Source organism: Ferruginivarius sediminum (assembly GCF_003344765.1).
Classification (GTDB): domain Bacteria; phylum Pseudomonadota; class Alphaproteobacteria; order Kiloniellales; family Rhodovibrionaceae; genus Ferruginivarius; species Ferruginivarius sediminum.
The window spans coordinates 17,003-40,312 of sequence record NZ_QPMH01000025.1 but is presented as its reverse complement, the minus strand read 5'-3'; the positions used below and the strand labels follow the sequence as shown (position 1 = coordinate 40,312).

At 67.1% G+C, this 23,310-nt stretch carries 27 protein-coding genes, 1 tRNA gene and 1 pseudogene; 16 read left to right on the top strand and 13 right to left on the bottom strand.

From position 1 onward, the window contains the following. The first annotated feature begins 74 nt into the window (after positions 1-74). From DRB17_RS17710 to DRB17_RS17680, 7 genes are all read left to right on the top strand, one after another. Positions 75-437, top strand: a complete 363-nt coding sequence (locus DRB17_RS17710; protein ID WP_241503883.1) for a ribbon-helix-helix domain-containing protein — start codon at positions 75-77, stop codon at positions 435-437. Positions 438-550: 113 nt separating this feature from the next. Continuing rightward, positions 551-946 carry a VOC family protein gene (locus DRB17_RS17705; protein WP_114583563.1) on the top strand — a complete coding sequence of 132 codons (396 nt, stop codon included), beginning with the start codon at positions 551-553 and terminating at the stop codon, positions 944-946. A 71-nt stretch (positions 947-1,017) separates the two neighbouring features. Further along, positions 1,018-2,196 (top strand): amine dehydrogenase large subunit, encoded by a 1,179-nt coding sequence (locus tag DRB17_RS17700; protein WP_161958883.1) that lies wholly within the window; start codon positions 1,018-1,020, stop codon positions 2,194-2,196. A gap of 24 nt (positions 2,197-2,220) precedes the next feature. After that, on the top strand, positions 2,221-2,766 hold the full coding sequence (locus tag DRB17_RS17695) for a MauE/DoxX family redox-associated membrane protein (RefSeq protein WP_206607936.1): 546 nt from the start codon (positions 2,221-2,223) through the stop codon (positions 2,764-2,766). Positions 2,767-2,770: 4 nt separating this feature from the next. Further along, positions 2,771-3,427: a methylamine dehydrogenase accessory protein MauD gene (gene mauD / locus DRB17_RS17690; RefSeq protein ID WP_206607935.1), complete on the top strand. Its 657-nt coding sequence runs from the start codon at positions 2,771-2,773 to the stop codon at positions 3,425-3,427. Between the two features lie 29 nt (positions 3,428-3,456). Then, a complete protein-coding gene (gene mauA / locus DRB17_RS17685) occupies positions 3,457-3,996 on the top strand; it encodes a methylamine dehydrogenase (amicyanin) small subunit (protein WP_114583561.1) in 540 nt (179 codons plus the stop codon). Further along, complete coding sequence (locus DRB17_RS17680; protein ID WP_114583560.1) at positions 3,996-4,898, top strand: cytochrome c; 903 nt, start codon at positions 3,996-3,998, stop codon at positions 4,896-4,898. The genes mauA and DRB17_RS17680 overlap by 1 nt, the downstream gene beginning before the upstream one ends. Before the next feature lie 92 nt (positions 4,899-4,990). Here the strand turns inward: DRB17_RS17680 and DRB17_RS17675 are convergent, their stop codons facing one another. The 10 genes from DRB17_RS17675 to DRB17_RS17630 form a co-directional block, all read right to left on the bottom strand. Next, positions 4,991-6,346 (bottom strand): multicopper oxidase family protein, encoded by a 1,356-nt coding sequence (locus DRB17_RS17675; RefSeq protein WP_114583559.1) that lies wholly within the window; start codon positions 6,344-6,346, stop codon positions 4,991-4,993. Between the two features lie 171 nt (positions 6,347-6,517). Next, positions 6,518-7,138, bottom strand: coding sequence for a cytochrome b/b6 domain-containing protein (locus DRB17_RS17670; protein WP_114583558.1), 621 nt, complete (start codon positions 7,136-7,138; stop codon positions 6,518-6,520). Continuing rightward, positions 7,128-7,949, bottom strand: coding sequence for a cytochrome c3 family protein (locus tag DRB17_RS17665; protein ID WP_161958882.1), 822 nt, complete (start codon positions 7,947-7,949; stop codon positions 7,128-7,130). The genes DRB17_RS17670 and DRB17_RS17665 overlap by 11 nt, the downstream gene beginning before the upstream one ends. Positions 7,950-8,160: 211 nt before the next feature. Continuing rightward, positions 8,161-8,538 (bottom strand): cyclophilin-like fold protein, encoded by a 378-nt coding sequence (locus tag DRB17_RS17660; protein ID WP_114583570.1) that lies wholly within the window; start codon positions 8,536-8,538, stop codon positions 8,161-8,163. A gap of 65 nt (positions 8,539-8,603) precedes the next feature. Beyond that, positions 8,604-8,972: a hypothetical protein gene (locus DRB17_RS17655; RefSeq protein WP_114583556.1), complete on the bottom strand. Its 369-nt coding sequence runs from the start codon at positions 8,970-8,972 to the stop codon at positions 8,604-8,606. Further along, entirely contained in the window at positions 8,969-9,877 is a 909-nt protein-coding gene (locus DRB17_RS17650) for a PfkB family carbohydrate kinase (RefSeq protein WP_114583555.1), read from the bottom strand. Before DRB17_RS17650 ends, DRB17_RS17655 begins: the two co-directional genes overlap by 4 nt. Then, entirely contained in the window at positions 9,874-10,494 is a 621-nt protein-coding gene (locus DRB17_RS17645; protein WP_114583554.1) for a CDP-alcohol phosphatidyltransferase family protein, read from the bottom strand. The genes DRB17_RS17650 and DRB17_RS17645 overlap by 4 nt, the downstream gene beginning before the upstream one ends. After that, positions 10,491-11,618 (bottom strand): inositol-3-phosphate synthase, encoded by a 1,128-nt coding sequence (locus DRB17_RS17640; protein WP_114583553.1) that lies wholly within the window; start codon positions 11,616-11,618, stop codon positions 10,491-10,493. Before DRB17_RS17640 ends, DRB17_RS17645 begins: the two co-directional genes overlap by 4 nt. Positions 11,619-11,733: 115 nt before the next feature. Beyond that, positions 11,734-12,768 (bottom strand): rod shape-determining protein, encoded by a 1,035-nt coding sequence (locus DRB17_RS17635; protein ID WP_114583552.1) that lies wholly within the window; start codon positions 12,766-12,768, stop codon positions 11,734-11,736. Between the two features lie 275 nt (positions 12,769-13,043). Then, positions 13,044-13,835, bottom strand: coding sequence for a dioxygenase family protein (locus tag DRB17_RS17630; protein WP_114583551.1), 792 nt, complete (start codon positions 13,833-13,835; stop codon positions 13,044-13,046). 139 nt (positions 13,836-13,974) lie between these two features. Between DRB17_RS17630 and DRB17_RS17625 the strand changes: the two genes are divergently transcribed. Both DRB17_RS17625 and DRB17_RS17620 read left to right on the top strand, forming a co-directional pair. Further along, a complete protein-coding gene (locus tag DRB17_RS17625; RefSeq protein WP_114583550.1) occupies positions 13,975-15,471 on the top strand; it encodes a CoA-acylating methylmalonate-semialdehyde dehydrogenase in 1,497 nt (498 codons plus the stop codon). 8 nt (positions 15,472-15,479) lie between these two features. Next, positions 15,480-16,349 carry a fumarylacetoacetate hydrolase family protein gene (locus tag DRB17_RS17620; RefSeq protein ID WP_114583549.1) on the top strand — a complete coding sequence of 290 codons (870 nt, stop codon included), beginning with the start codon at positions 15,480-15,482 and terminating at the stop codon, positions 16,347-16,349. Between the two features lie 19 nt (positions 16,350-16,368). Here DRB17_RS17620 and gpt read toward each other — a convergent pair whose 3' ends face one another. Both gpt and DRB17_RS17610 read right to left on the bottom strand, forming a co-directional pair. Beyond that, positions 16,369-16,890, bottom strand: a complete 522-nt coding sequence (gene gpt / locus DRB17_RS17615; protein WP_114583548.1) for a xanthine phosphoribosyltransferase — start codon at positions 16,888-16,890, stop codon at positions 16,369-16,371. Positions 16,891-16,992: 102 nt separating this feature from the next. Further along, a complete protein-coding gene (locus DRB17_RS17610; protein WP_114583547.1) occupies positions 16,993-18,216 on the bottom strand; it encodes a hypothetical protein in 1,224 nt (407 codons plus the stop codon). Positions 18,217-18,526: 310 nt separating this feature from the next. Between DRB17_RS17610 and DRB17_RS17605 the strand changes: the two genes are divergently transcribed. Both DRB17_RS17605 and DRB17_RS17600 read left to right on the top strand, forming a co-directional pair. Then, positions 18,527-18,603: transfer RNA gene (locus DRB17_RS17605), tRNA-Arg, on the top strand. Between the two features lie 112 nt (positions 18,604-18,715). After that, a pseudogene (locus DRB17_RS17600) lies at positions 18,716-18,946 on the top strand (IS5/IS1182 family transposase); the annotation flags it as partial. Between the two features lie 48 nt (positions 18,947-18,994). Here DRB17_RS17600 and DRB17_RS17595 read toward each other — a convergent pair. Then, positions 18,995-19,462, bottom strand: coding sequence for a nucleoside deaminase (locus DRB17_RS17595; protein ID WP_421779197.1), 468 nt, complete (start codon positions 19,460-19,462; stop codon positions 18,995-18,997). 141 nt (positions 19,463-19,603) lie between these two features. Between DRB17_RS17595 and DRB17_RS17590 the strand changes: the two genes are divergently transcribed. From DRB17_RS17590 to DRB17_RS17570, 5 genes are all read left to right on the top strand, one after another. Beyond that, entirely contained in the window at positions 19,604-20,038 is a 435-nt protein-coding gene (locus DRB17_RS17590) for a DUF3775 domain-containing protein (RefSeq protein ID WP_114583544.1), read from the top strand. A gap of 20 nt (positions 20,039-20,058) precedes the next feature. Beyond that, positions 20,059-20,790 (top strand): gamma-glutamyl-gamma-aminobutyrate hydrolase family protein, encoded by a 732-nt coding sequence (locus DRB17_RS17585; RefSeq protein ID WP_114583543.1) that lies wholly within the window; start codon positions 20,059-20,061, stop codon positions 20,788-20,790. 4 nt (positions 20,791-20,794) lie between these two features. Beyond that, complete coding sequence (locus DRB17_RS17580) at positions 20,795-21,619, top strand: pseudouridine synthase (protein WP_114583542.1); 825 nt, start codon at positions 20,795-20,797, stop codon at positions 21,617-21,619. Next, complete coding sequence (gene rsmD, locus DRB17_RS17575; protein ID WP_114583541.1) at positions 21,594-22,160, top strand: 16S rRNA (guanine(966)-N(2))-methyltransferase RsmD; 567 nt, start codon at positions 21,594-21,596, stop codon at positions 22,158-22,160. Before DRB17_RS17580 ends, rsmD begins: the two co-directional genes overlap by 26 nt. 134 nt (positions 22,161-22,294) lie before the next feature. Continuing rightward, positions 22,295-23,299, top strand: a complete 1,005-nt coding sequence (locus DRB17_RS17570) for an aldo/keto reductase (RefSeq protein WP_277738583.1) — start codon at positions 22,295-22,297, stop codon at positions 23,297-23,299. Positions 23,300-23,310 lie beyond the last annotated feature (11 nt).

Below are 23,310 nucleotides of genomic sequence, written 5' to 3'. Positions count from 1 at the left end.
GCCTTGGGCGCGCTTCCGTCGTACAGCGTCGGCGGAGTATGCTACCGGTAATCCAGCCGAAAGATGCCGATTAAATGAACGCGATTGCAACCGGGCTGGCGGAGATCGCGGTAAGGGGACCATCCATGTGTCACGTTTTTGCGTCGATAGATCGAGGTGACTACGAAGGCGTGCCGCGCTCGCTCCGGCTGGGCGGGCATGTGACCAGTATTCGGCTGGAGTCGATCTTTTGGGACATCCTGGACGAGATCGCGGCCGCGCAGGACATGTCGACGCCGCGGTTCATCTCCCGCCTCTACGACGAAGTGCTGGAGACCTATGGCGATGTCGTGAACTTCACCTCGCTGCTGCGTATCGCCTGTCTGCGCTATGCCCAGGACCGCGAGCGCACGATGACCGCCTGCGCCCGCGAGGCGGCTGTCGTGGAGCAGGTCTAAGGACGTCCTCATAGATCTTCCGGGTGCCTGTAGTACCTATGTACTACCCACCTCATGCCCGCCCGTCCTAGCCTGCGATCAGGCAATTCATCGCGGACAATGAGGATGGGCGCATGGCGAAGGCCATTCATATGATGATCCGCGTCGTCGACATCGATCGTTCGATCGCCTGGTACGACAAGGCGTTCGGTCTGAAGCCGGCGAAGCGGATCGAATTCGAGAGTTTCGACCTCGTCTACCTGCGCAATGACGAGAACGACTTCGAGCTGGAGCTGACGGCCAACAAGGGCCGCACCGAGCCGTATCAGCACGGCGAGGCTTACGGCCATTTCGCCGTGTGCGTGGACGACCTGGACGCCGAGCACAAGCGCTTTCAGAGCGAAGGGCTGCAGCCGAAGGACATCAAGCAACTCGACCACAACGGCGAGAAGCTGGCCCGGTTCTTCTTCGTCGAGGATCCGGACGGCTACAAGTGTGAAGTGCTGGAGCGTTACGGCCGCTATCAATGAACGGCCGGGATCAATAAATGGTCGGTCATCCGGCCGAGAACGATATGGCAGATGGGAAAGGGAGAAACGCGATGTGGGGCAAGGCTTGGCCGGCTTCGGCCATGGCGGCCGCGCTTGCCGGCGTTCTGTTCGCCGGGACAGCGGCGGCGCAGGTGCCCGAGGGCGCGAAGATGCCGGTCGCCGAGGAGCACAACACCGTGACCCTTGGTGAGCCGGGCGATCACCGGGTCTATGTGCTTGATCCGGTGTTTCCGCATCTGATCGCGGGCAAGGTCTACGTCGTCGACGGCGACGAGCAGCAGGTCATCGGCACGATGAACGCCGGCTACGTACCCAACCTCGTGCTGGGTAAGGGCGGCAAGGAGCTGTATTTCGCCGAGACCTTCTGGTCGCGCGGCACGCGCGGCGAGCGCACCGACGTGGTGACGACCTATGACGCCAGCACGCTGTCGCCCACCGGCGAGGTGAAGCTGCCGCGAGGCCGTTTCCTCGTCGTCACCAAGCGCTGGGACGCAATTTCCACGCCCGACGGCCGCTTCCTGCTGTCCTACAACATGGACCCGGCCACCTCGGTCAGCGTCGTCGACCTGGAGAACGACGAATACGTCGGCGAGATCGAAACGCCGGGCTGCGCGCTGATGTATCCGATGGCGGACCGCCGCTTCGCCATGCTGTGCGCGGATGGCTCGCTCCTGACCGTGGATTTCGACGAGAACGGCGAGGCGGAGTTGTCGCGCGGCGAGCCGTTCTTCGATGCCCAGAACGATCCGGTTTTCGAGCACGCGGCTGTGTCCACCTCGGCGGAGATGACCTACTATATCTCCTATAACGGCATGGTTTATCCGACAGACATGAGTGGCGAGACGCCCGAGGTCGGCGATGCCTGGTCGCTGGTCAGCGAAGAGGACAAGGCCGAGAACTGGCGGCCGGGCGGCTGGATGCCGGCAAGCTATCACCCGGGCAGCGACCGCCTGTTCGTCCTGATGCACCAGGGCGGCGAGTGGACGCACAAGAACGCCGGCAGCGAGATCTGGGTGTTCGACGCCAGCGAGGGCAAGCGGCTGGATCGCATCGAGCTGGAGGAGCATGCCGCGTCGGTGGCGGTGACGAAGGACGACGAGCCGCTGCTCTATGCCCTGACCGAGGCCGCGAGCCTCAGCATCTTCGATGCCGCGAACGGCTATGCGCACAAGGGCACGATGGGTCAGCTGGGCGATTCCCCGCTCGTTCTGATGGTTCACGGCGAGTAAGCCGGAGAGACACGGAGGTACGTCGTGTCCATACTCGCCGATCCCACGCTCACCTGGATCGCGCGGCTGGTGCTGGCGCTGGTGCTGGGCTGGGCCGCTGTGGCCAAGCTCCGCTCGCTGGAGGAGTTCGTCGGGGTGGTCGGTAACTATCGGCTGTTGCCGGAGTTCCTGGTTCGCCCCGTCGCCTACCTCCTGCCGCCGGTGGAACTGGTGCTGGCCGTCGGCCTGATCGTTCCGGCCACCCAGACCCCGGCGGCCGTGGCGACGGCGGCCCTGCTTGTTGTCTTCGCGCTGGCGATGATCGTGAACATCAAGCGTGGCCGCACGCAGATCGACTGCGGCTGCTTCGCCTCCAGCCTGAAGCAGTATCTGAGCTGGACGCTGGTGGCGCGGAACCTGGTGCTGGTGGCGCTTGCCGCGCTTGCGGCGGTGCCCGCCGGCGGCCGCATGGTCACGTGGCTCGACCTCGCCACCATGGTCCTTGCCACCGTGGCCATCGCGATCGTGTACGCGACGATCAGCCGGTTGGGCAGCTTCGAGCCGGCCGGCGGTCGTCGGAAGGAGGCTTAAGCCTATGTTGGAAGCACTCGCCATCTCCCAGGCAGTCCTGCTGCTCCTGGTGATTGGCCTGGCTGTTGCGGTGTTCGGGCTGGTGCGCCAGATCGGCGTTCTGCACGAACGCGTCGCGCCGATGGGGGCGTTGATGACCGACCGCGCCGTCAGCGTCGGCGACGCCGCGCCGTCCTTCGACCTGAAGGACCTGAACGGCCAGGACGTGCATATCGGCGGCAAGCGGCCGCGCAGCCAGATGATGCTGTTCGTCTCGCCAAGCTGTCCGGTGTGCAAGAAGCTGTTGCCGCTGGCCAAGTCCGTGGCTCGCGGGGAACGCGGCGGCCTGGATCTTATCCTGGTCGGCGACGGCGATATCGCCGAGCAGAAGGCCTTCGTCGAGAAGCAGAACCTTCAGGACGTGCCTTACGTCGTCGCCGCCGAGGTCGGCATGACCTATCAGGTCGGCAAGCTGCCTTACGCTATCCTGGTCGACGATGAGGGCTTCATCCGGGCCAAGGGCCTGGTGAACAGCCGCGAGCATCTGGAAAGCCTGCTGGAAGCCAAGGAAACCGGCTACGGCTCGATCCAGGACTACCTGGACGCCCATTCCACTGGCCGCGCGCCCGCGCGCCCGAACGGCGCCGCCGAGGGCGAGCACGCCGGCGCGGGCACGCAGTGACACGATACGACAGACGGGGAGGATAAGAGATGAGCGACGTTCATTCCCAGGTGCTCGACCGGGTGTTCGAGCGCATGAGCCGCGCCATGGCGAACCATACCTCGCGGCGCAGCTTCCTGGCCCGCGTCGGCATGGCGCTGGTCGGCGGCGCGGTGCTGCCGATCCTGCCGGTGGACCGCACCGGCCGCACCAAGGAGGCGCAGGCGGCAGAGTTCGCCAAGACCGCGCAGACCGACGATCCCACGCAGTGCAACTACTGGCGGTATTGCGCGATCGACGGCTACATGTGCGGCTGCTGCGGCGGCGGTCCCAGCACCTGCCCGCCGGGCACGCAGCCCTCGCCGACGTCGTGGGTGGGAAGCTGCATAAACCCGGACGACGGCAAGACCTATCTGCTGGCCTACCGCGACTGCTGCGGCAAGGATAGCTGCGCGCGCTGCGCCTGTCTTGCCACCGAGGGGGAGATGCCGATCTACCGGCCGCAGCTCAACAACGACATCATCTGGTGCTTCGGCGCGCCCAGCATGGTGTACCACTGCTCCAGCGCAGCCCTGATTGGCGAGGCCTGATGGGCGTCTGGCGCAGGATTTCGCTTCTCCTGGCAACCGCCGCGGTCTCGCTGACGGCCGCGGCGGCCCAGGGAGCAGAGGAAGGACAGGCAGCGTTCGAGGCGAAGTGCGCGGCCTGCCATCGGCCGAACGGTCAGGGAGCGCCCGGGCTTTACCCGGCGCTGCTCGACCGGCTCGGCGGGTACGTTGAGCTGGAGGAGGGAAGGGACTATCTGGTCCAGCTTGTCTCCTACGGCATGTACGGCAAGGTCAAGATCGATGGCGTCGGTTACAACGGCATCATGCCGGCCTTCGCGAGCTGGCCGGACGGCAAGGTGGCGGATGTATTGAACTATATCCTCGACACCTTCAACGCCGACACGCTGCCGGCTGACTTCGAGCCCTTCACCGCCGAGGAGGTTGCCAAGCGGCAGGAGCCCAAGCGCACCCCGCGCGAAGTGCGCACCCAGGCGCGCGCGGCCTTGCTGAAGGCGCTTGAGGGCAAGCAGAGCGCGGCGGCCCATGTCCCCGTCATCAAGGGCGCCGTCGACGGCTTCGCCCGCAACTGCCAGGGATGCCACCGGGCCGATGGTGAGGGGGCCAGTGGTTCGGTGCCGCGCCTGACCGATTTCGTCGGCTATTACACGCAAATCGAAGGCGGCCGCGAGTACATCGCCAGCATTCCGGGCGTCGTCTACTCGATGCTGGACGACGCGGAATTGGCCAACGTGATGAACTGGATGCTAAAGACGTACGGAGAGGGGGAGCTGGCCGCCGACTTCAAGCCTTATACGGCGGCCGACATCGCCCGTTTCCGAGCGGACCCGATCGAGAACGTTCGCACGAAGCGGGCCCAGATGGTCCGGCGGCTCCAGGTTGCCGGCCTTATTCCGGAAAACGAAGACGGTCTCAACGACCGCTGATCTCCGCAACGTCGTGAACTGAGATTGCCCCGGACCAGTCATGGCCCGGGGCTTTGTTTTTGCGGTCGCGTCCCAGCCCAATTGCGGCGCGCTTACGCGTCGCGTACGTCAAGTATGCCCATCATGCCTTTGTCGCCGTGCTCGGCGATGTGGCAGTGGTAGACGGTCTTGCCGGTGTAGTGGCTCAGCGGAACCAGTAGCTCCACGGTGTCGCCGGGCGTCAGGTTGACTGTGTCGCGCCAGCACGAGTACGGCCACGGTTGCCCGTTCATCGTAAGCGGCTGGAAGTACCAGGTGTGCATGTGGAAGGGGTGGTCCATCGTCCCGACGTTCGAGACCTTCCAGATTTCAATGTCGCCGCCCCGCCCCACCTGATCGATGCGGTCCGGGTTGTAAGGCTGGCCGTTCAGCAAAAACATCGCCATGCTGATGAAGCGCCGGCGGACTGCGCGTGCGGGATCGGGTGCTGCGAAAGACTGAAGCATCTCCGGCACCGGGATCGAAAGGTGTTCCTCCGGCGGCCGTAGTGTCGCCAGGGTTTGTCGCCGCGAGAGGTGCGGCGAGCGGCGGTCGTACGGAAGGTGCAGAAGCTCGACCTCCGTATCCTTCGGCATTTCCACCAAGACGTCCATGCGCTGTGCCGGCGTCAGGAGTACGTCCTCAGCCGTACGTGTCTTGGCGAGTGTACGTCCATCCGTGGAGATGACGTGCAGAGGCCGCCCGTCCGCGCGGCCCACGCGCATATAGTGGGCATTGCTGGCATTTATCAGCCGCAGTCGCACCAGCGAGGCACGTGCCTGGATCGTCGGCGCGCTCTGGCCGTTGCAGAGGACAAGCCGTCCTTCCTTGCCGTGTGACCAGTCGTTGGGCCAGTGCCTTGTGGGGACGTCGCCCATGAACTCGATATCCCGCAGGAATATCGTGCGGTCATCGGCGGCGCGAAGCTCCGGCATGTCGTCGATACCGCCCTCGACGACGAGGGGGCCCGAGAGGCCGCGCCACATTTGCCTGGCGATCCGGCCGTGGGCGTGCGGGTGATACCAGAACGTCCCGGTTTCGCTTTCCGGGATCTCGAACTCGTAGCGGAAGCTCTCGCCGGGCGGGATATCGATCCAGATGTTGTCGGCCCGGCCCGTCGGCGGGATATGCAGGCCGTGAAAGTGCAGGTTGGTAACTTCCGGCAAGTCGTTGTGAAAGTGGAGCCTCAGGGTTTCCCCGGCGCGCAGCCGCAATTCGGGGCCCGGAAACCCACCGCCATAAGTCCAAAGCTCGGCATCGCGGCCCGCCACGGTGTGCCGGGTGGGCGCCGCCGTCAGATGAGCCTCGACCAGCCCCGGTTCAGGCCGGTGAACCGCGAACGGCCCGTTGCCGGCCCGCAACGGTGAAGCGATTCCGGTCAGCGCGCCTGCGCCGACCAGGGTCAGGAGTTCCCTGCGGTCGAATTTCATGCTTCTGTCGCGCCCATCCGGCGTTGCGTGGGTTGGCAGCTTCCGCCGGTCAAGGCCGTCGTCAATTCCACTTGTCTCATGGGGCGTACGGGTAGCACGATAAGGCCCGTACGTGTAGCCGAGCGGTCGATGCGCCGGGCGGGACACCTTCCCGCAATGCGCGCAGCCCCCTCAGTGCCGCCAATGGCCCGTCACCATCAAGCGCAGGCTGGCCAGATGCGGCGCGGCGGCAAACGCCAGATAGATGTGCACAAGCAGGAATATCAGCACGAAAACGGCTGCCAGCGTGTGTAAGGCCGCAACCGGCCACAGGCCCGCGTAGCCCATGATCGTCTTCGGCAAGGTTTGTGGGAACATGAAGGCTATTCCGGTGCCGAGCAGAACCGGAAGACAGACGACGAGCGTCGCGAGGTACACACACTGCTGCAAGGGATTGAACCGTTGCTCCCGCGCCGTGACCTTGGCCAGGTCCTGCCGCGGCAACCGAAAAGCGTAATAGCGGAACTGCTCGGCGAGGCTGCCAATCAGATGGCGTCGCGGCGGCAGGTAGCGCCGCCAATCGCCACTCGCGGCAAGCCCGGTCAGGCCCAGGGCGTAGATGACCCCGCCGGCAATCCCGGTGGCCTCATGAATGGCGACAACGGACGCAAGCCCATTGCCCGGCACCCATCCTCCGAAATGCACGAGCAGGCCGGTGAGCGTCAGTACGACAACCGTCAGCGCCATGCCCGCGTGCCACAAACGCAGCCAGCCCGGAACATGGACAGAGGATTCGCCGCGCTTATCCGACATTGCGCCGCCTCCGCGGGCGTTGGCGGAAATAGAGACCGAGCCCGCCGTGCGCCGCCAGCCCCAGCGTCACCGCGCCGACCGCCAGATAGCCAAGCCAGTCGATGACGACACTGCGCGTCGCGCCGAAAACGTAGGCGTGGCGCAGCAGGCCGGCATTCGTGAACCCGGCAAAGCCGCCACTACTGTCCTTCGGGTGGTGGCGGAGCAGCTTGGCGTTCAGGATGGTCTCGCGGGCGTGGCAATCGCCACATCGCGCAGGCCGGCCGTTGCGACCGCCAAGCCGGTGCGAGACCGCCGCATCCGCCGGTGCGTGACAGTCGATGCATCGCAGGCCATCAAGATGCAGCGCGGCATGCGGCAAGCCTGCGTGAACGGCTGGAAGCCCGCCTTCCGCCGGCGCCGCCAGGGGGCCTTCCGCCGCACTCTCCACATGGCATTCGCGGCAGATGGCATTCTGGGTTTCGATCAGGGTGGCGATGGGCATGCTGCCATCGGGCGGTTTTACGGCGTGCGGATCGTGACAGCTTTCGCAACGGAAGGCCTCGGGGTGGCTGGTATGGTGGGCGGTGTCGCGGAATTCCGCCCCGATCGCGTCGAAGTCATGGGCCCGATCCCGTTCCGCCGCGCCGCCTTCGCGCGGGTGGCACTCCAGGCAGGTGCGGGTTTCCGTGATTTCCATCGGATGCGGGAAGAAGGCAAAGCCGCGAACGTGGCATTGCTGGCAATCGACTTCGCCATGCTCGGACTGCCGCAGCCGCTCCATGCCGATTGCGATGACGCGGGTCTCGCCCGATTGCCGGTGGAAGGTCACCGGTCTGGCACCGTGGCAGCCCAGGCAGAAGTTAACCGGCTTTCGTGCCGACGCCGCATCGTGGCCGGCCGGGAGTAGCGTCAGGATCAAGTATGCAAGGCATATGATGCGCGCCCCGGACATCATGCAGGGCAGCATATATGAGTGTGCGCAAACCGGGCAACGGGGCCGCCGTCAGCCGCCACCCGTATTCCACAAGTATTTCGGGCGTTTATCCGCTGACTTCCACGCGCACGGGCGCCCCGGCCGAAACGCGGCTCAATTCCCGCACGTCGCCTGCCGCGTCGGCCCAGATGTTGGTTGGCGCGACAAGGCGGATCTCGTCGCCCCGCGAGGCCGGCGTGCGGCCGAAGCCGATGGCGATGGCGCCGCCCTCGACCCAGAGAGCGATCTCGCCGGGCTCGACCACGTCCTTGGCATCCGGCTCGCGCTGCACGTCGACCGGGGCGGTAAAATAGACCTCTTCGCCCCAGGTATTCGCGCTGGCCTCGATGGGGCAGGCAGCAACGATGGCGCGGGCCGTCGGCGTATCGCGGCAGACCGCTTCCAGCGTCACGTCCCCGATGCTGATGCGAACCTTGCTGGCCATGCTCTCGACCTCCCCCTTGTTTCGCGTGGCTTGTCGCGGCCGCGAATGCTGGCAGCCCATTGGACCTATCGGCAAGTCCCGTCGTCATCGCCCCAGTACGATAGCGCCGCGTCCAGTTCCCGGGCGTGCCACTGGCCCGCCTCCGGCCCGCTGTCGGGACCGTCGTAGCGGCCGAGCTGGCGCAGAAGCTGGAAGAAGCCGGGGCGGGGCTGGCCGGCCTTGCCGACGGCCACGGCGGCCAGAAGGGGGCGGCCCTCGGCATGGTCCTCGCGCACCAGGTCTTCCAGGGCCTCCGTCGTCTTGTGGATACTGTGCGGCGGCGGCACGCCGGCCCGCGCGGCCAGGTCGCGGTAGGTGAGGGTGCGTCCCTGGCGCGCGGCCTGCCGCAGGACCGGGCGCAGCAACTCCGCGATCTTCGCCGTTTCGTTGGTCATTTCCCGCCTTGGTCCCGCAGTAGTTCCCGCACGCTTGCCTCGTCCGCGTCGAAGGGGCCGTGCCGCGTTGCCTTCAGGCTGGCCACGGCTGTCGCGAAGCGGCCGGCCGCTGGCGGCGGATCCCCTCTGAGCCGCCGTGCCAGATAGGCCGCCACGAAGCTGTCGCCACAGCCGGTGGTGTCGACCGTCGGCCCGGCATCTACCCGGGGAATGTCGTAGACGCGTTCGCCCACGGCAACAAGCGCGCCGTCCCGTCCCAGGGTGACGATCCCCTCGCCCTGGCACCACAGGGCGACGCGGCGCGCCGCGGCGCGCGGGTCGGCAAGGCCGGTGACCAGCCGCGCCTCGTGCCGGTCGGCCTTCACGATATCGGCCTGACGCAGCAGGGAGGCATCCAGCGCGCGGCTGGGCCGGATGCGGCCGCTTGCCACCCGGCGCAGCAGGCCTTGAAGGTCCAGCGCCAGCCACCGGCAGCGCGCCCGCGCCGCCGCAACCGTCGCCGGGGGAATGTCTCCCGCCGTCAGCGGTCCAAGCTGTATCGCCGTCGCGTTCAGCGCCTGGAAGTCCACGGGCTGAATGGGCGGAGCGAGGCGGGTCGCCTTCTGACTGCGCACGCCATGCCGGTAGATGTTCTCGAAGGCCGTCGTGGCTTGTGCCGAACGGACGGCAAGACGCACGCCCAGCTCCGCCAGCGGACGGAGCAGGTCGGCACGGTCCCGCCCGGACATCCGCGTCAGCAGGGCTGTCGCCAGCCCCAGCCGGGCATGGACACAGGCGGCATAGAAGGCGGAGCCGCCGGGCTGTTCCCTGGCCGGCGCGTCGTCGATCACGATGCGGTCCCGGGTGACGTGACCCACCACGAGAACGTCGGCGCCTCCGGGTCCGTGGATATGCGATCCTGTCATTCGCGGGCGGCCAGCTCGCGCGCAGTGTGGCGGATGCGCTGTACCACCGTGATGGCGCTCAACACCAGGATGAGCGCAAGCGCCTCGACGACCAGGCCGGTCACGAGGCCCAGCACCAGCAGGACCACCCGTTCGCCGCGCGTGGCCAGGCCGACCGCGCAGGCCGCGCCCAGCGCCTCGGCCCGTGCGCGGGCGTAGCTCACCAGCACGCTTGCCAGTAAGGCCAGCATGGTGAGCGCCGTCTCCACCGGCTGGCTGTTGCTGGCGAAGACAGCCGCCAGGGCGGTGAAGACCACGCCTTCGGAAACGCGGTCGAGTGTCGAATCGAGGAAGGCACCGACACGCGAATCCAGGCGTCCCAGCCGCGCCAGCGTGCCGTCCAGGAGGTCGAGCGCGCCAGCCGCCAGGAAGACGAGAGCACCGGCAACAGGTTGTCCAGCCACGATCAGCCACGCCGCAACGATGCTGAGCGCCAGGGCGAGCAGGGTGACGACGTTCGGCGAGACGTTGAGGCGGAGTAGAATGCGGGCGAGAGGGCGCGCCGCGGCTTCCAGCCATGCCTTGCCCGCCGCGCGGGTCCGTTCGATCCACCCTGCTTCGTGCGCGCGCTGGCTCATTCCCCGGCCAGGGCTCTCCGCCGGGCGATGGCGGCCTCGCTTGCCTCCCGGATGAAAACGTCGGTCCGCTCGCGGGCCTCGCTGTCGCGCATCTGCACGGGCGGGTGTTTCATATAATAGGCCGAGACAGCCTCCAGCGGCCCGGCAACGCCCTGTTCCAGGGCCAGCTTCACACACCTGACCGCGTCGATGACCACGCCGGCGCTGTTCGGGGAATCCTGCACCGACAAGCGCAGTTCCAGGTCCACCGGCGCATCGCCGAAGCCACGGCCCTCCATGCGGATGAAGCAGACCTTGTTGTCGCCTTGCCAGGCGACATAGTCGGATGGGCCGACGTGGATGTCCTTCTCCGGCAGCGGCTCGTCGAGCTGCGATTGCACCGACTCGGTCTTGGAGCGGCGCTTGGAGGACAGCCGCTCCTTCTCCAGCATGTTCAGGAAATCCGTATTGCCGCCGGTGTTGAGCTGATAGGTGCGATCCAGGCGCACGCCGCGGTCCGCGAACAGCCGCGTCAGCGCGCGGTGGACGATGGTCGCGCCAAGCTGGCTTTTGATATCGTCGCCGACGATGGGCAGCCCGGCCTCGGCGAACCGCTTCGCCCAGAACGGGTCCGACGCGATGAACACCGGCTGGCAGTTGACCAGCGCGACACCTGCCTTCAGGCACGCCTCGGCGTAGTGCCGCACCGCCCGTTCCGCGCCGACGGGCAGATAGCACAATAGGACTTCGGCGTCGGATTCGCGCAGGATATCGGTGATATCGACCGGCTCGGCGTCGGCGGCGCGGAACGCCTGGTCGTCGGGGTACTCGTCCATATGCCGTGCGATGCCGTCGAGGATCGGTCCCATCCGGACCTCGACGCCGCTTTCCGGGATGTCCGCGGCGAAGGTGCGCGCGCAATTCGGCTTGGCGAAGATCGCCTCCTCCAGGGGGCGTCCCACCTTCCGCCTGTCGACGTCGAAGGCCGCCACGACATCAAGGTCCGCCGGGCGGTAGCCGCCGATATCGGGATGCATCAGGCCCGCCAGTTCGCGGTCGCTGGCGCCGCGATAGGCGTGGATGCCCTGAACCAGGGCGTTTGCGCAGTTGCCGACGCCGGCAATCGCCACCCGTATGTTGCGCATATGCTGTGCTCCGCGACACCCCTGTTGTGACGTCGGCAGCCTTCATCCTGCGTTTAACATACGGACTTGCGACAAGCTGAACAAGTCAGCCCCTGAGACCAGGGAGTTCGTGCAATCAGTCGTTCAGAATACTTTGCAGAGTCTTGAGCTCGGAAAGTGCCTTGCCCGCGCCGCGTACGCCGCACGTCAGCGGGTCCTCCGCGACCGACACCGGCAGGCCGGTAGCGTGACGGACGGCGTCGGGCAGGCGACGCAACAGGGCGCCGCCGCCGGTCAGGACCAGGCCGGTGTCCACGATGTCCGCGGCAAGCTCCGGTGCCGTACGTTCCAGTGCGCTCTTGATCCCTTCGACGATGGCGAAGACCGCTTCGGTCAAGCTCTCGGCGATTTCGGCCTCGCTGACGGAGATCGCCTTGGGCACGCCGCTGACGAGATCCCGGCCGCTGACCTGGACGACCTCGCCTTCGCCTTCATCGGGGATAAGCGCGGCGCCGACCTCGCGCTTGATGCGCTCGGCCGTGGATTCGCCGATGGCCACGTTGTGGACCCGGCGGACATAGGCGTGAATGCCCTCGTCGAAGTCGTCGCCGCCGACCGGCACCGAAACGGCGTTGACGATGCCGCCAAGGGAGATCACCGCGACCTCCGTCGTGCCGCCGCCCAGGTCCACCACCATCGAGCCGCGCGGGCTGGTGACCGGCAGGTCGGCGCCGATGGCGGCGGCCATCGGCTCTTCGATAAGGAACACGTGGCCCGCGCCCGCACCCTCGGCGGCCTCGCGGATGGCGCGCCGCTCGACCGGGGTGGCGCCCTGCGGCGTGGAGATCACCACGCGCGGACGGCGGAAGCCGCGGCGCCGCGCGGCCTGCCGGATGAAGTAGGAGATCATCGCCTGCGCCGCCTCGAAGTCGCCGATCACGCCCTTGCGCATCGGGCGGATGGCGCGGATCGACTCCGGCGTCTTGCCCAGCATCTGGCGGGCTTCCTCGCCGACGGCCAGTACCTGCGGGCGGCCCGCCTTCATGGCGATGGCGACGACCGAGGGTTCGTTGACGACGATGCCCTTGCCCTTGGCATAGACAAGCGTGTTGGCGGTGCCCAGATCGATCGCAAGATCGCCGGCGCGGGCGTTCAGGAAGTCGAATGCCATTGTCTTTCGATCTTTACCGCTTCGTGGTTGAGAGTCGGCCTGCACATGATCGCAGCCGCCACCCGCCCCGCCTCGTCGGCAGTCAATAGCGGTCCGGGCCCGGCGACGTCCAGCCCGAATGCGTGCCCAAGCTTTTCTCCGGCGTGGCGAATCGCGCCGACTCGGCCCACAGGTCGCATCGCGGATCCCCCGGCACGCTGTTCAGGGTGGGATGACGGCGAGACTAGCGCCCCAGCACCGAAAACGTAATGGTCAATTGTGGAGCTTTTTCGGCTTTAACCCGCGTCGAATGCGAAGCTGGCCATCGACAGACTGCCGTATTCGAAGCCGCGATGGAGCGCGCGTCCCGGATTTCCGGCACCGAATCCACCTGCACCGGCTGCCACGAACAGTGGCGTGAAATGCTCCTCGCTGGGATGCGCCATCCGGGATTCGGGGGCTTCGTCCCGCCAGTCCAGCAGGGCATCCAGGTCGCCCGCCTCTATGGTGGCCGCCAGCCAGTCGTCGAATGCTCGTGCCCAGGCAGGCGTTTCGTGCCGGTGCTGCCGCCAGGCGCGGAGATTGTGGACCGCCGTACCGGTTGCCATGACCAGGATGCCCTCACCGGATAGCGGAGCGAGTGCGCGGCCGATGTCGTAGTGCCGGCGCGGGTCCAGGTCGCCACCCAGCGAAAGCTGGATCAGCGGCACGTCGGCCTCGGGATACATCAGCATCGCCGTCTGCCACGCGCCATGGTCGCGCCCGCGCACTTCGTCGAGACGTGCGGGGATACCCGTCGCCCGCAAGCATTCCGCGGCGCGCTGCGCCAATCCGGGCGCACCGGGCGCGGGATAGCTCAGGCGATACAGCTCGGCCGGGAAGCCCATATAGTCATGGATGGTCTCCGGCTCCGCGGCAGCGGTGAGGTTGGGCGCCTGCTCGATCCAATGGGCGGAGATGCACAGGATCGCTTCCGGCCTTGGAAGTTCCTCGGCGATCTCCTTCAGGCGCCGGTTGGCCGCAAGGTCGTCGACGACCATGGTCGGCGGCCCGTGCGAGATGAAGAGGCTGGGGAGGTGCGTGCTCATGGCCCTATATGGAGGCACATGCGCCGCGTTTCGCAAGCTTCGCGTCCGCCGCCGGCTGTGATAGCTGTGTTGACCGGAAAGCTACAATTGCCGACCGCTGTAGGAAAGGCCGGCAGCAAGGACGGAAAGGACAGGCACCATGACCGCAACACTGACACATTTCATCGACGGTCAACGCATCGCGGACCCCGGTGGCCGTTCCGGCAAGGTCTACAACCCGGCCACTGGCGAGGTGGCGGCCACGGTGTCCTTCGCCGACAAGGCGCTGACGGAGCGCGCCATCGCCTCCGCCAAGGCGGCCTTTCCGGCCTGGGCGGCAAAGGCGCCGCTGGCCCGCGCGCGGGTGATGTTCAAGTACAAGGAACTGCTGGAGCGCAACCGGGACGAGTTGGCCCGCCTGATCTCCAGCGAGCACGGCAAGGTGCTGAGCGATGCCAAGGGCGAGGTGACGCGCGGCATCGAGGTGGTGGAATTCGCCTGCGGCATCCCGCATCTGATGAAGGGGGAGACCAGCCCCCAGGTCGGCACCGGCGTGGACAGCTTCTCGATGCGCCAGCCGCTGGGCGTCGTCGCCGGCATCACGCCGTTCAATTTCCCGGCGATGGTGCCGATGTGGATGTTCCCGGTGGCGATTGCCTGCGGCAACGCCTTCATCCTGAAGCCGTCGGAAAAGGACCCCTCCACGCCGCTGCTGCTGGCCGAGCTGCTGCGCAAGGCCGGCGCGCCCGAGGGGGTGCTGAACGTCGTCAACGGCGACAAGGAGGTCGTGGACGTCCTGCTGACGCATCCTGATGTGCAGGCCGTGTCGTTCGTGGGCTCCACGCCGATTGCCGAGCAAATCTACCACACGGGCTGCGCCCACAATAAGCGGGTGCAGGCCCTGGGCGGTGCGAAGAACCACATGGTGGTGATGCCGGACGCCGATTTCGACCAGGCAACCGACGCGCTCATGGGCGCGGCTTACGGCTCCGCCGGGGAGCGCTGCATGGCGGTCTCCGTCGCCGTTGCCGTCGGGGACGCCGGTGACAGGCTGGTCGACCGTCTGGCACCCAAGGTAGGTAATCTCCGGATCGGACCGTATGACGATCCGGAGGCGGACATGGGCCCGCTGGTGACCCGCGAGCATCTGGAGCGGGTGAAGGGCTATGTCGACCTGGGGGTCGAGGAGGGCGCCGAGTTGGTTGTGGACGGCCGCGACGTTCAGCTCCAGGGCTATGAGAACGGCCATTTCATGGGCGGCTGCCTGTTCGACCGCGTCACGCCGGACATGCGAATCTACAAGGAAGAGATCTTCGGGCCGGTACTGTCCGTGGTGCGCGCCGACGACTTCGATCAGGCCGTGGGGATGATCAATGACCACGAGTTCGGCAACGGCACCGCGATCTTCACCCGCGACGGCGACGCCGCCCGTCAGTTCACGCAGGACATCCAAGTGGGCATGGTGGGCGTCAACGTGCCGATCCCCGTGCCGATGGCTTTCCATTCGTTCGGCGGGTGGAAGCGCTCGCTGTTCGGCGACCACGCCATGCACGGGATGGAAGGCGTGCGCTTCTACACCAAATTGAAGACGGTCACCCAGCGCTGGCCCACGGGCATCCGCGCCGGGGCCGAATACACCATGCCGACAATGGGTTGAGGGGGACCATGCGACTTCTGACATTCGAGAAGGCCGGGCGGCCGGCCCTTGGCATCGCCCGCGGCGAGCGTGTCATCGACCTGGGCGCGCTGGATCCGGATACGCCCGCCGATTGGGCGGCGGTGTTCGCGGAAGGCGGGCTGGAGCGGCTGCGCGGGCTGGCCGCTAACGTGCCGGAAGAGCAGACGGTGCCGCGCGACGGCCTGCACCTGCTGCCGCCGATCCCGGCGCCGCCGAAGATCCTTTGCGTCGGCCTGAACTACATGGCACACGCCCAGGAAACCGGCAGCAGGCTGCCGACCGACCCGATCTTTTTCACCCGCTTTCCCTCCACCCTCGTCGGGGACGGCGAGGCGATGGTGTGTCCGCGCGCCAGCGAGCAGTTCGACTATGAGGGCGAGCTTGTGGCCGTGATCGGCCGCGAGGGCCGGCACATCCCGAAGGAGCGGGCGCTGGAGCACGTCGTCGGCTACTCGATCTTCAACGACGGGTCGCTGCGCGATTTCCAGAAGAAGGGCCGGCAGTGGACGCTGGGCAAGAACTTCGACGCCACCGGCGGCTTCGGCCCGGAAATCGTAACCTCGGACGAGCTTCCGGCGGCCGCGTCGGGGCTGTCGATCCAGACCCGCCTGAATGGAGAGGTGGTGCAGGACGGGCGCACCGACGACCTGATCTTCGACATCCCGACGCTGATCGCGACGGCCAGCGAGGTCATGACCCTGCAGCCGGGCACGATCATCGTCACCGGAACGCCGCCGGGCGTGGGGATGGCGCGCGAGCCGCAGCTCTGGATGAAGGCCGGCGACGTCGTCAGCGTCACCATCGAGGGTATCGGCACGCTCAGCAACCCGATCATCGACGAGCACGTGGCGGGTTAGGGCGCGGCCCTGCTGCTCGTCAGCGCGGGCGCGTGGCGGCCTTCGCGATAGGGGCGACGGCCTGCGGCTCGGTGTCCCAGGGGAACAGGATCCAGGTGTCCTGGCTGACCTCGGTGACGAAGGTGTCGACCAGCGGCCGTCCGGCGGGCTTGGCGTAGACCGTGGCGAAGTGCGCCTTGGGCAGGCGGTCACGCACCGCCCTTGCGGTTTTTCCCGTGTCCACGAGGTCGTCGACGATCAGCCAGCGCTCGCCATCGCCGACGTCCTGCTTTACGTCCTTCAGGATCTGCAACTCGCCCTGCGCCATCTCCTCGTAGCTGGCGACGCACAGCGTATCGATGACGCGCAGATCCAGTTCGCGCGCGATGATCGCGGCCGGCACCATGCCGCCGCGGGTGATGGCGATCAGGCCCGACCAGGGCCCACGCTCGATCAGCCGCCAGGCCAGCGCCTTGGAATAGCGGTGGAGTTCTTCCCAGGAGACGGGGAAGGGCTTATAGACCGGCGGTTCGCCGCCGCCGTATGGATTGATGTCGTTCATGGCACCTCGCTTGGCGAGGCGGTTTAGCCCAAGGTCCGGGGGTTCGCAAGGCTGCGAGAACGCACCCCGGCCCGGTGTCCGCCGGGCCGGGGGCCTTGCAACCTACCTGACGTAGACGTGAACCTCGTTCGAGTCGGCACCCTGGCTGGTGGTCGCGGCCAGGGAAACCCGATTCGGCGGTAGACCCATGTCGTTTAGGGAGCGCAGCACCCGCTCCGCATAGCGCCGCGCCTTGGCCCGGTCGAGCGCCGCCTCTGCCTTGTTCCCCGTCTGCGGGGCCACGGCCACCACGTCGAACGCCGCCTGCGGGCGCCGGTCGAGCGCGCGGCTGACAGCGTTGTAGAGCGCCTGCTCGTACTTCACGTTGTCCTGGCCGAATCGGATGACCACCAACGGTTGGCTGCTGCCGACGAGTGAGGCGGGATCACGATTCGAGGACGGCGGCTGCGGCGCGCCGTAGGCCTGATTAGCGAGGCTGCCGCCGTAGAACTCGCCGTTCTTGATGGCGAGCGACAGGGTGGAGAGGTTTTGCCGCTCCCGCCCCAGATAGCTGTTCTGGCGGGCCACGTCCTCCGACAGCTCGTTCAGCAGCCGGTCGATCAGGACAACGGTGCGGTTGGTGGCGTCCTCCAGGATGGCCAGATGCTCGTGGTCGCGTTCGATCGCGCCGGACAGGCTGTAGGCCGCCTGCACCGACTCCAGCAGATAGGCTGCCAGCGCCGAGGTGGAGGATACATCGTTCGCCAGCTCGTTCATCCGGCTGGCGACCTGGTCGACGCGCGCCAGTTCCGCCTGCGCCCGATTCCACTGCTGCACCATCTCCGGATTGCCCGGGGTGGTGCCGATCTGCAGACGTGTGTTCATGGTCGCGACCAGGCCGTGGTAGGCACGCGCCGAGGACCGCGTCTGCCCGCGCAGCTCCTGCAGGCGGCGGTTATGCTGGCTGATGTTGCCGCGCAGCTTGCTCAGATCCTTGCGCAACTCGCCGACCTTGTTGCCGACGAAGGTGCCGGTGGGTTCGAAGCGCGGCAGCTCGCCCGGTTCGAAGACCGTGGTGCCGAGCGATGGGATGCCGCGAGCCGCCCCGCCGACGGCGCCGTTCGTGCCTTGCACGACGCCGGTATCGCCGGACATACCCGTGGTGCGGGCCGATGCGGCGCCGCTCCCGGCTTGGCCGTCGCTGTCCCGCGAAGCCTGCGACTGCTCCGCCTCGTCCGAAGGTGCCTCGCCGGTCACCGAGGGCATCAGTGCGTCTTCCGTAAAGCCGCATCCCCCTAACAAGACGACGGTGGCAACCAGGGCCACCGTTCGACGAATCATCACCATGCGCGTCTCGCCGGTTGGAACGTCATTATGTGTGCAGGCGGCGAATCTCTTTTTTGTGTTATTCCGCAACGGAAAGCACCGCCCGTCCCCCAAATTTGTCGCGCAGATACTACTTGATGCGACTCCCGCGAACAAGTCGAATTCCCCAAGGGATTCCGCGCCTTGCGCCGAGACGTCCCCTTGCGGACGCCTGCGGGCGCACCATTTTGCGGAACATCGCAACCACGCCCTTGCCAAGCCATGGGGCTTTGAGTATGGTCCGCGCGCTTTCGCCGGAGCGCTGTTTCGGCAAGGCCGACTTCGCATCCGCGCGCCGGTAGCTCAATCGGATAGAGCACCTGACTACGGATCAGGAGGTTGGGGGTTCGAATCCTCCCCGGCGCGCCATTTTTCTCCGGTCCTTTCCGGACACAGGGGTAACAGGCTCGGGCCGAATGGGTTGTCTATTGGCTCCAGCCGGCAGCTCTCCTCGTCGAAATATCCCAGATCGTAAGTCATGAAGCTGGCCACGGCCCTGGGCCGCGTCGGCCGCTCGGGCGTCGAGATTGCCAAGCGCGCCGACACCGCGAAGGGCTTCGAGGTTCTGCCGCGGCGCTGGCTCGTCGAGCGCACCCTGGCCCGGCTCAACCGCAACCGACGCCTCGCCAAGGACTTCGAGACCACCATCCCCACCGCCGAAGCCCGGCTCTACCTCGCAAGCGTCCAGCTCATTGCTCGCCGCCCCGCATGAGCTTGAAATGTCCTGGTTCACTCGCGGCCAGAGTCATAAGTCCATGCTCTACCGCCGCGCCCGGAAGAATGCCCTCAGCACCTCGCCGCATTCGGCTTCGTCAATGCCGCCGACGACCTCGGGGCGATGGTGGCAGGTCGGCTGCTCGTAGAAGCGGGCAGCGTGGACCACCGCGCCGCCCTTGGGGTCGTAGGCGCCGAAATAAAGGCGTTTCAGCCGGGCGAAGGAGATGGCCGCCGCGCACATCGTGCACGGTTCCAGCGTCACGTAGATGTCGCAGTCGACCAGCCGCTTCTCGCCCCGCCGCCGCGCCACCTCGCGAATGACCAGAATCTCGGCGTGCGCGGTGGGGTCGGTATCGGCCTCCACGCGATTATGGGCGCGGGCCAGCACCTCTCCGGTCTCGGAATCCACCAGGACGGCGCCCACCGGCACCTCGCCCCGTTCGGCGCCGATGCGCGCCTCTTCCAGGGCAAGGCGCATCAGGTTCCCGTGATCGGCCGTCGGCTGTACGATGGTGCCCTCCCGTGCGGCAATGCCGGCCCGTGCTATCCATCGTGTGTGTGACCGATGGGGGCCGGGCGCGCAACGTTGTTGATCGCAAAGGCCGAACCAAGTAGCAACGGGGCGCCGCGCAGATGAGGAGGAGTGGCCCGCATGCTCGACATGGACCTGGAGACCGTCTGCTGGCTGATCGTCAAGATGCGCGAGTTCGAGGTGGAGGACGCGCTGCCCGTCAACGCCAGGGACGACGACGAAAACCTCTCGCCCGACCAGCTCAGCGAGCAGGAGGAGATCCTCGACAAGTATCTCGAACGCGTGCGCGAGGATCCGCTATATGAAGACGCCAAGCGCGTCATCGACGAGTTGAACGAGGACGCGCAGGTCGAGCTGGTCGCGCTGGTCTGGATGGGCCGCGGCGACTACAGCGGACCGCAGGAGTGGCCGGAGGCCGTGCGCGAGGCACGCGGACGGCGCAACGCCTACACGGCCGATTACCTGCTGGGGAACCCGCTGGTGGCGGATTACCTTGAGGAAGGGCTGTCGCAGCTTGGCCTGTCCTGCGAGGGCACGGACGCCTGGTCGGTGTAGCAAGCCACAAGGAACGAACCATGCGAACACGCCCCGTCATCGGCGTGACCCTGGATAGCGAGGAAGCCGGCGGCTGGTCGAAGCTGCCGTGGTACGCCCTGCGCCAGAACTACTGTGCCGCCGTCGCGGCGGCCGGCGGCCTGCCCGTGGCCCTGCCGCACGAGCCGGAATGCGCGGGCGACTACCTGGAGACCCTGGACGGGCTGGTGGTCACCGGCGGCGCCTTCGATGTGGACCCGTCGCTGTTCGGGGCTGAGACCCGGCACGACACGGTGAAGACGAAGAGCCGCCGCACCGAATTCGAGCTGGCCGTCCTGCAAGGCGCCCTCCAACGCGACATGGCGGTGCTGGGCATCTGCGGCGGGCAGCAGCTCTTGAACGTCGTCCTCGGCGGCACGCTGGTCCAGCACATCCCGGACGAGGTCGAGGGCGCGCTGGCGCACGAGCAACCGAACCCGCGCACCGAGCCCGGCCATGCCGTCAACGTGGTCGCCGGCACGCTGCTGCACCGCGTCTGCGGCGGGCTGGGCGAGCTGCACGTCAATTCGGCGCACCACCAGGCGGCGAAGGATGTCGGCGACGGCGTCATAATCAACGCCACCGCCGCCGACGGCGTGATCGAGGGCATCGAGCATCCAGGCTATCGCTTCTGCCTGGGCGTGGAGTGGCATCCCGAGTTCCATATCAGCGACGGCGACAGCCGCATCTTCGACGCCTTCATCGAAGCGGCCCGTTCCGCGCCCGGACATTAGAGACATGAGCGAACCCAAGGCGGAGCGCGTGGCCAAGCTGATCGCGCGCGCAGGTATCTGCTCGCGCCGGGAGGCCGAGCGCCTCATCGAGCAGGGCCGCGTCGCGGTGGACGGCGAACCGATCGATACGCCCTCGCTGACCCTTGACGATCCGGGCCGCATCACGGTGGACGGCGAACGCCTGCCCGCGCCCGAGCCGGCCCGGCTGTTCCGCTATCACAAGCCGCGCGGCGTGCTGGTGGCAGAGCGCGACCCGCACGGCCGGCCGACGATCTACGACCGCCTGCCGCAATCGCTGCCGCGCGTCATGCCGGTGGGACGCCTCGACGTGAACTCCGAAGGGCTGCTGCTGCTGACCAACGACGGCGAGTTGAAGCGACGGCTGGAATTGCCGGCAACGGGTTGGATCCGCCGCTATCGCGTGCGCGTCTTCGGCGAGGTGGACGAGGCGGCGCTGGCGTCTCTCAACGCCGGGATCACGGTCGAGGGCGTGCGCTATGGCCCGATCGAGGCACGGCTCGACCAGCGCACCGGCAGCAACGCATGGCTTACCGTCGCGCTGCGCGAGGGCAAGAACCGCGAGGTGCGGCGGGTGATGGAGCACCTGGGCCTGAAGGTGAGCCGCCTGCTGCGCATCGCCTATGGCCCGTTCCAGCTTGGCGCGATGCGCCCGGATCAAGTGTCCGAGATTGCGCCGAAGGTACTGGCGGAGCAACTTGGCACGAAGCCGCCGGAGGCCACCGGGACCGGCACCGCGAAATCGAAATGCCAACCACCGAAATCCCAATCGAGGTCCAAGCGCAATGCGAATCGTCGCCGGACGGCATAGGGGCCGGCGCCTCAGCGCGCCGGGCGGCGAGGAAGTGCGCCCGACAAGCTCGCTGACGCGGGAGTCGCTGTTCAACGTTCTCACCCACGGCCGCTTCGCCGCCGACGGCAGCCCGCTGGCCGATGCCGTGGTGCTCGATGCCTTCGCCGGCAGTGGCGCCAACGGATTGGAGGCGCTGTCGCGCGGCGCGGCGCACGCGATTTTCATGGAAAGCCAGGCGGTGGCCATCAGCGCGCTTCGCCACAACGTGAAGGAGCTGGGCGAAGGCGAGCACGTCACCGTGATCCGCGCCGACGTGACGCGGCCGCCACGGGCGACGCAGGCGTGCGACCTCGTCATCCTCGACCCGCCCTACGGTCAGGGACTGGCGGCGCCGGGTCTTCAGGGGCTGGCGGCGGCGGGCTGGCTGAAGCCGGGCGCGCTCGTCGTCGTTGAGTTGATGAAGACGGAGGACATGCCCGTTCCCGAAGGCTTCGAGGTCCTGGATACCCGCCGCTACGGCAAAGCCAAGCTGATATTCCTGCGCGCGCCGGAAGGATAGAGCTGGCCTGAATCCGGCCGATATTCCGGGTCTTCTTCCTTTTTGCGGTTGCGAAATCTTGGGCTCGCCGCCACATGACGACACGGGCGGCCGAGCACGACTTTCAATGCCAAGCGAAAGAGGAGATCGGACGCATGCTGGAGACGACACGGGTTCCCGGCACGGACCTGAAGCCGACACGCATCGGGCTGGGCACCTGGGCCGTTGGCGGCTGGATGTGGGGCGGCAGCGACGAGGCGGAATCGATCAACACTATCCGCGCCGCTATCGACCGGGGGATCACCCTTGTCGACACCGCGCCGGTCTACGGCATGGGCAGGTCCGAGGAGATCGTCGGCAAGGCGCTTGCCGAGGCGGGGCTGCGCGACGGCGTCGTGCTGGCCACGAAGGTCGGCCTGGACTGGGAGGGCGAGCAGCCGTACCGCAACGCCGGCCGCGCGCGCATCCACCAGGAGATCGACGATTCGCTACGGCGCCTGCAAACGGACGTCATCGACATCTATCAGGTGCACTGGCCCGACCCCGCCGTTCCGGTCGAGGAAACCGCGCGGGCCATGAAAGAGCTTTACGACGCCGGAAAGATCCGCGCCATCGGCGTCAGCAATTTTACGCCCGAGCAGATGGACCGCTTCCGCCACGAGGCGCCGCTGCACGTCGTGCAGCCGCCCTATAACCTGTTCGAGCGCCAGGCCGAGACGAGCGTCCTGCCGTACGCCCGGACGAACGGCCTCACCTCCCTGACCTACGGCGCGCTGTGCCGGGGCCTGCTGTCGGGCCGCATGGACCGGGAGACGGTCTTCCACGGCGACGACCTGCGCAACCTGGACCCGAAGTTCCAGCAGCCGCGCTTCGCCCAGTATCTCGACGCGGTCTATCAGCTCGACCAGCTTGCCATGGATCGCTTCGGCAAGCGGGTGATCCATCTGGCTCTGGCCTGGGTGCTGGCGCAACCGGGCGTCGGCGTCGCCTTGTGGGGCGCGCGGCATCCCTACCAGCTCGATCCCGTGCGAGAGCTTGAGGACATCGAACTCGACGCCGATACTCTGGCCGTCATCGACAGCATCCTGGCCGAGACGATCACGGACCCCGTCGGCCCGGAATTCATGGCGCCGCCGTCGCGGGAACAGGTGCCGGCTTAAAAGGCTGCGGC